Source organism: Streptomyces sp. NPDC059003 (genome assembly GCF_042740445.1).
Taxonomy (GTDB): Bacteria; Actinomycetota; Actinomycetes; order Streptomycetales; family Streptomycetaceae; genus Streptomyces.
Window position 1 is genome coordinate 23,657 of record NZ_JBHYJH010000124.1, and the last position, 6,000, is coordinate 29,656.

Consider the following 6,000-nt stretch of genomic DNA (forward strand, 5'->3'; position numbering starts at 1 on the left):
GCGTAGGCGGATGTAACGCACAGAGGTGGGCCAATTTGCGTCTTCGAAGGGCGTTCCATCAATTACTTGCCCGAATGCCGCGAGGGTCTGTTCGCGTATTTCCTCTGGTACCCGTTCGTCGCGGCATACCGCGAACACTGCGCGTAGCCCGGCTTGCACGCTGTCTATGTGCTCCTGGTACGGGTGCTCTGACATTCCGGCCCCTCTCATGGCTGCCCCTCAGTATCCACCCTTGTGAGGTGGTCCCCCATGCCCCGTAAGCCCCGTACCCCCTGCACGATCCCCGGGTGCCCCGAGCTGACGAGCGGGGGACGCTGCCCGACGCACGAGCGCGAGGCACTACAGCAGCGAGGCACGACCACCGAGCGGGGCTATGACACGCGGTGGCAGCGCATCCGGCGCCGCTACTTGTACGCGCATCCGTGGTGCGTGCTGTGCTCGCGCATCGCGACGGTTGCCGATCACTTCCCGGAGTCGCGCCGCTCGCTGGTGGCTCAGGGCGTCGCCGATCCGGACGCGTTCTCTCGTCTGCGTCCGCTGTGCACGTCGTGCCACAACCGCGAGACCGCGAGGCATCAACCGGGTGGTTGGGCTGCCGAGCGTGTCCGTCCTCGCCGTTTCTGAGTCGGCGACCAGGGGGTGACCCCCTCGCCTCGCCGAGACGGATCGGCAGGGAGGCGAAAAACTCGCATGGCTCATTTGAGCGTTCCCGTGGGCCATGCCCATCGCCAGACATTCTGGCGCTCACTTGATTGCCGAATTTCGGCTAACCACTAAGGAGAACTCTTATGGCATTGACTCTGGCCGAGTCCGCGAAACTCTCTCAGGATGATCTGCGGCGTGGAGTGATCGAGACGTTCGTTCAGGAGTCTCCCATCCTGGATCGACTGCCGCTGATCGACGTGGCAGGGAACGCCTACCGCTACAACGAAGAATCCTCCCTTCCTGGCGTCTCGTTCCGGGCAGTGAACGAGGCCTATCCGGAGAGCACCGGTGCCGTGAACCAGCGAATCGAGACGCTGGCCATCCTCGGCGGAGACGCCGACGTGGACAAGTTCATCGTGCAGACCCGGGGAAACCTCAACGACCAGCGGGCCATTCAGACCGTGATGAAGGTCAAGGCCGCCTCCATCCACTTCGCGGACCAGTTCTTCAACGGCGACACCGCAGTGAACCCCAAGGGGTTCGACGGTTTGCGCAAGCGGCTGCTCGGCTCTCAAGTCCTGGACGCGAAGGGCGTCGGGCCTGTCGCCAACGGCTATGACTTCTTTGATGCGTTGGACGCGCTGACCGCACAGATACGCGGCATCAACGGTGCCAATGGGGCGCTCTACATGAACGCCGAGATCCGCGCCAAGATCGTGTCCGGGTTCCGCCGACTCGGCGGTGGCGAACTCCTCCCCTCTGAGATTGCGGGGAAGCGCACCGTTGCCTGGAACGGCATTCCCCTCCTGGACGCAGGACAGAAGCTGGACGGCACCGATGTACTGCCCCTCACCGCCGGGACAGGCGGCAAGCAGACCGGCGACATCTACGCTGTACGCTTCGGCTCCTCCGAAGCCGATGCTGCTGTCTCCGGCCTGACCAACGGCGGCATCCAGGTCACCGACCTCGGCGAGTCCCACGACAAGCCCGTCTACCGCACCCGCATCGACTTCTACTGCGGGCTCGCGCTGTTCGGCGGCAAGGCAGCAGCCCGCCTGACTGGCGTCCTGAACGGCTGACCCACTCAAAGCCCCGCAACTGTCTCCCCTTCACAAGGGACGGCGGTTGCGGGGCTTTCCGCGTGTCCGGCGCCCACGGCGGGCATACGCTGGGCGTGAAGGGTGGGTGATCCCATGGCCGCAGGGCTGGCTGAGAACGTCAGGAACTACCGGCGCACTGAAGGGATGAGCCAGGAAGACCTAGCCGAAGCGGCAGGTCTCTCCGTAGGCACCGTCCGCAAGGTGGAGCAAGGCGGCGACGTGCGCATGGAGACCCTGCATGCGCTTGCCCGTGCGCTGGGCGTGCCCACCTCGACGCTGTTCACCACGGAAACCACCACGCCTGTGGTCGGAGACGAAGCCAACCGCCGGTACCTGGTGGAGCTACGGAAGGCGCTCATGCCCCCCGTAGGGCTTTCAGCCCCCATGACGGACCGGGGGGAGGTTGAGGCGCTGTCCGCGCTGCGGAGCGCTACAGCCGATGCCCACGCGCTCTATTGGGCCGACCGCTACGACTCAGTGGCCAAGCGACTGCCGGGGCTTCTGCGCTCTGCTGAAGCGGCCGTGGCAGTCCTGGAGGGCGAGGAACAACAACACGCGATGATCGCCCGCTGTCACGCGCTGCTGCTGGCGGGCAAGTACCTCACGCAGGTCCGGCAGTACGACATGGCGTACTACGCCCTCGTGGAAGCAATCCGGCTGGCTCGCGAGACCGGCCAGACACTCACTGCCGCAACCGGTGTTGTAGGGCTGTGCTGGCTGCTGCTGCGGCAGGACAGGTTCGACGAGAGCGAGCAGCTTGCGGCACAGACGGCGGCGGAGATCGAGCCCCGCATGTCCGAGGCCACCCCCGCGCACCTGGCCGTGTGGGGTGAGCTGTGGCTCAGGGTCGCGTCTGCCACGATCCGGAACAACCGCCCGGACGTAGCCCGAGAGGCCCGCAGGATGGCAGGGACCGCCGCAAGCGCGCTCAACGGCGAGCACGCCAAGTTCCCCGACCACTGGAGCGGGTTCGGGCCCGTGACAGCGGAACTGAAAGCGGTCGAAGACCTCTCGCTTCTGGGAGATGCGCAGGGCGTTCTACGGCGCTCCGACGATGGCCTGTTGGGCAGCAAGGCGCTCCGGAACTTCGGGAAGCCGACCCCTGCGAGTTGGGACCGGCATCGGTTGGACGTGGCCAAGGCGCACGGGACGTTGAAGCAGCACCAGGACGCGATGGACGTACTCATGTCGGTTCGCCGCACGTCTGGTGAATGGATCAAGCATCAGCCCTTGGCGCGCTACGTGATGACGGATCTCCTCAAGACGCGTAAGCGGACCCTGACGCAGGACATGCGCAGCATGGCCGCCCATCTGGGCGTTACCGGCTAGGTACTACGAAGCGTAGCGGTTCAGTTGCGTCCGCCTGTGAACTGCCCCGCTTCGTATATGGATTGCCCTATTCCACGCCCATAGCTTCTTGGCATCCCAGAGTCGAGCAGACCAGGGGCCACGATGGTTCACAGGACGGACGCAGACCGGCAGCGCAGGCGGGACCTGGCCGACGCTTCGGCGGGGGTTGCTCGCCTCATGCCGTGGGCGGCGGACGACGGCAGGCGCGTGTACCTCGCCACGGACGGCGGAGGGCGGCTCTCTGCGCTCGCTGACGCCATAGAGGCGGTCCAACTGGGCATAGGTGCCGACTTGTTGGAGCATGCCCGCAAACTCTTGGATTCCCGGCAGGTGTCGCCAGAAGAGCTGCGGTTCGTTACGGCCCGTCTGTCTGAGGCGCTGAGCGACGCACTGCGAGTTGCGGAGAGCCGAGGGCAGCGTCTGGCCGCGCCCTGCGAGGACGCTTCGGATGGCGAAGCGGAAGTCCGTGACCAGGGCTGAGCGCCCGAGATTCCCACCTCAGAGAGCTGCCGCACACACGCGCTGTCTGGGGCGGGGCAAGCGCCCGCCCGGTCGCACGCCCCGTGAAGCGGAGACGGCCGGGCGGGCACGATCACGGCGCGGGGAGGGCCCCTGCGTCGGCGCGTGCGAGGAGACACAATGAAGGTCATCTTGAGCAACGGCAGCCGTAGTGACGGCGGCGACGGACTTCCTGGCGAGCCCGCGCCCCCACCGCCTCCGCCCACCCCGGACGGAGGCCCCGGAGTCCCTAACCCGCCCAAGCCGAAGGCGTTCTGAGGCGTGCGGCCCGTGAACGCGCACGGCGGCAAGGACGACTCCGGCCACGCGGAGTTGGGGCGTGTACTCATGGCGAACGGCATCCTGTCGTCGGACTGGGCGCCGTCGTTCTCCGCGGTGCCGCGCGCCGCGTTCCTGCCGGACCTGATGTGGCCGTTCGACATGAGCACGGCCCGGAGCATCGCCGTCAGCAGATCGGCTGACCCAATGACGTGGGAGCGGTACGCGGAGTCCGATGCGCCGATCGTCACGCAGTGGGACAACGGCGAGCACACGGGCACCGAGCCCGGCACGGTGGGGACCAGCTCCGCGTCCATGCCCAGTGTCGTGTTCTCCATGCTCCAAGACCTAGACGTGCAGCCCGGCAACCGGGTCCTGGAGATCGGTACGGGGACAGGTTGGAACGCCGCGTTGCTGGCTGACCGGCTCGGGCCCAGGAACGTCGTCACTGTGGAGGTGGACGGGGATGTGGCGGCAGCCGCGCGGAGCGCTCTGGAACGGTTCGGCACGCGTGTGCACGTCGTCCACGGGGACGGGTTCAAGGGCTACCCGGAGGCGGCGCCGTACGACCGGATCATTGCCACGTGCGGGCTGCGGGCTATCCCGTACCCGTGGGTGGAACAGTGCCGACCGCGCGGGGTCATCGTGGCCCCCTGGGGGACGCACTGCGCCAACGGCGACGCCGTGGCCCGTCTCGTCGTGTCCGGCGACGCACGGAGCGCGTCAGGGCCTTTCACGCGGCCCGTGGAGTTCATGAAGCTGCGGTCCCAGTGCCGCCCGCCCGTGGAGCACGCGCAGTACGTCACGGACGGGGTGAGCAGTGGTGACGAGTCGTCCACCACGATCACGGAGTCTCAGTTCCTGGGCGACCGGTTCAGCGCCCACACCTTCGCACTAGGGCTCTGCGTGCCGCACTGTACGAGCGTCGTTGCCGACAAGCGCGACGGGGCACGGCCTGTGTGGTTCTACGGGCTCACGGACCGCTCATGGGCGTGCGTGATGTTCCGTGACGGCGTGACGGCCCGTGTGTGGCAGTCCGGTCCCCGTCGCCTGTGGAACGAGATGGAAGCCGCCCACCGATGGTGGGAAGGGCAGGGCCGCCCTGGATTCGAACGCTTCGGGCTCACGGCGGACAGCGACGGAGAGCGGGCGTGGCTCGACTCCCCGGAACATCCGGTACCAGCTCTGAGCTGACGCTCTGCCGCCCCTCCCCGACACCCCGCCTGTGCGCACCCCTGGCCGCACGGGCGGGGTTCCGTCTCTCCGGCGTGCCCAGTAGCGCCGTGAAGCCAGGCAACAGAAGCGCCCCGACAGACCGATTAGGCCCGGTCTACCGGGGCTTGCCGACCAGCTTGTAGAGGAGCTGACCGACCATGCGCGATGCTATCGCCCGAGCACTCGTTTGGGTGTTCGTCTTACTGTCCCGAGCCCGCCGCGCCGAGCCCGGACGCCACACCGCCAGATACCTCGCCGACCGGCAGGTGACGGAAGGGTGGTCCACCACGCCGTTGCAGTCGAACCCTGCGGCTGTGTGGTTCGGGCCGTGGCGGACTCCGAGCGCCGAGACAGTCCGGGACATCTTCCACGCCGAGGAAGCCCAAGATCTGACCCCGGACCAGCGCGAGCGGTGGCGAGCGGCAGCCTTCAGCGAAATCGGAGTCGAGTACGACTTCGACACCATCAACATCACTCCCGTTCGGGCGGTGTCCGCATGACCCCCGACGGAGTCACCAGCGCACCCACCACCCCCACACCGCCCGTGCTCGGCATCTGCGGCCACCAGACAACAGCCCCCGTCCCTGTGGGCGAGATCCCTCGTGCGAGCGGCGGAGGCTGGCACACCCACTACGTGTGCCCTGACTGCGTGCACCTGTACGGGCCGCTCGCGCAGTGGGACGAGCTGCCCGCCCTGCGCTGGACCACTCGGCGCTGATCAGCTCACGCAAGACCACGCCCCGTTCGGCCAAGTTCCGGGCGGGGCTTTTGCATGCTCTGACCAGGCACTACCCTCAGAACTCCTACTAGCGAGCATCGGGGCTTCCCGAACCAGGGGGCTCCGCCCCCTGGGACCCCCGTTTATCGGCGCTGCGCGCCTCGTCCTCAAACGCCGGACGGGCTAGTTATAGCC

5 protein-coding genes are annotated in these 6,000 nt (G+C 67.3%); all 5 read left to right on the forward strand.

The features are described 5' to 3' along the window. Positions 1 to 788: 788 nt before the first annotated feature. The 5 genes from ACFWZ5_RS32740 to ACFWZ5_RS32760 all read left to right on the forward strand — a co-directional run bounded on the left by ACFWZ5_RS32740 (position 789) and on the right by ACFWZ5_RS32760 (position 5,805). Positions 789 to 1,724 carry a major capsid protein gene (locus ACFWZ5_RS32740; RefSeq protein ID WP_384805011.1) on the forward strand — a complete coding sequence of 312 codons (936 nt, stop codon included), beginning with the start codon at positions 789 to 791 and terminating at the stop codon, positions 1,722 to 1,724. A 114-nt stretch (positions 1,725 to 1,838) separates the two neighbouring features. Next, positions 1,839 to 3,074 (forward strand): helix-turn-helix transcriptional regulator, encoded by a 1,236-nt coding sequence (locus ACFWZ5_RS32745; protein ID WP_384805009.1) that lies wholly within the window; start codon positions 1,839 to 1,841, stop codon positions 3,072 to 3,074. A gap of 867 nt (positions 3,075 to 3,941) precedes the next feature. Beyond that, positions 3,942 to 5,066, forward strand: a complete 1,125-nt coding sequence (locus ACFWZ5_RS32750; protein WP_384805017.1) for a methyltransferase domain-containing protein — start codon at positions 3,942 to 3,944, stop codon at positions 5,064 to 5,066. A 179-nt stretch (positions 5,067 to 5,245) separates the two neighbouring features. After that, positions 5,246 to 5,587, forward strand: coding sequence for a hypothetical protein (locus ACFWZ5_RS32755; protein WP_384805007.1), 342 nt, complete (start codon positions 5,246 to 5,248; stop codon positions 5,585 to 5,587). After that, the gene (locus ACFWZ5_RS32760; RefSeq protein WP_384805005.1) at positions 5,584 to 5,805 is read left to right on the forward strand and encodes a hypothetical protein; all 222 of its coding nucleotides are present in this window, start codon (positions 5,584 to 5,586) and stop codon (positions 5,803 to 5,805) included. Before ACFWZ5_RS32755 ends, ACFWZ5_RS32760 begins: the two co-directional genes overlap by 4 nt. Positions 5,806 to 6,000 lie beyond the last annotated feature (195 nt).

Bases quoted from the DNA above. Each gene is read 5' to 3' on its own strand.
- ACFWZ5_RS32750 (WP_384805017.1), top strand. From the start codon at position 3,942: ATGGCGAACGGCATCCTGTCGTCGGACTGGGCGCCGTCGTTCTCCGCG.
- ACFWZ5_RS32755 (WP_384805007.1), top strand. From the start codon at position 5,246: ATGCGCGATGCTATCGCCCGAGCACTCGTTTGGGTGTTCGTCTTACTG.
- ACFWZ5_RS32745 (WP_384805009.1), top strand. From the start codon at position 1,839: ATGGCCGCAGGGCTGGCTGAGAACGTCAGGAACTACCGGCGCACTGAA.
- ACFWZ5_RS32740 (WP_384805011.1), top strand. From the start codon at position 789: ATGGCATTGACTCTGGCCGAGTCCGCGAAACTCTCTCAGGATGATCTG.
- ACFWZ5_RS32760 (WP_384805005.1), top strand. From the start codon at position 5,584: ATGACCCCCGACGGAGTCACCAGCGCACCCACCACCCCCACACCGCCC.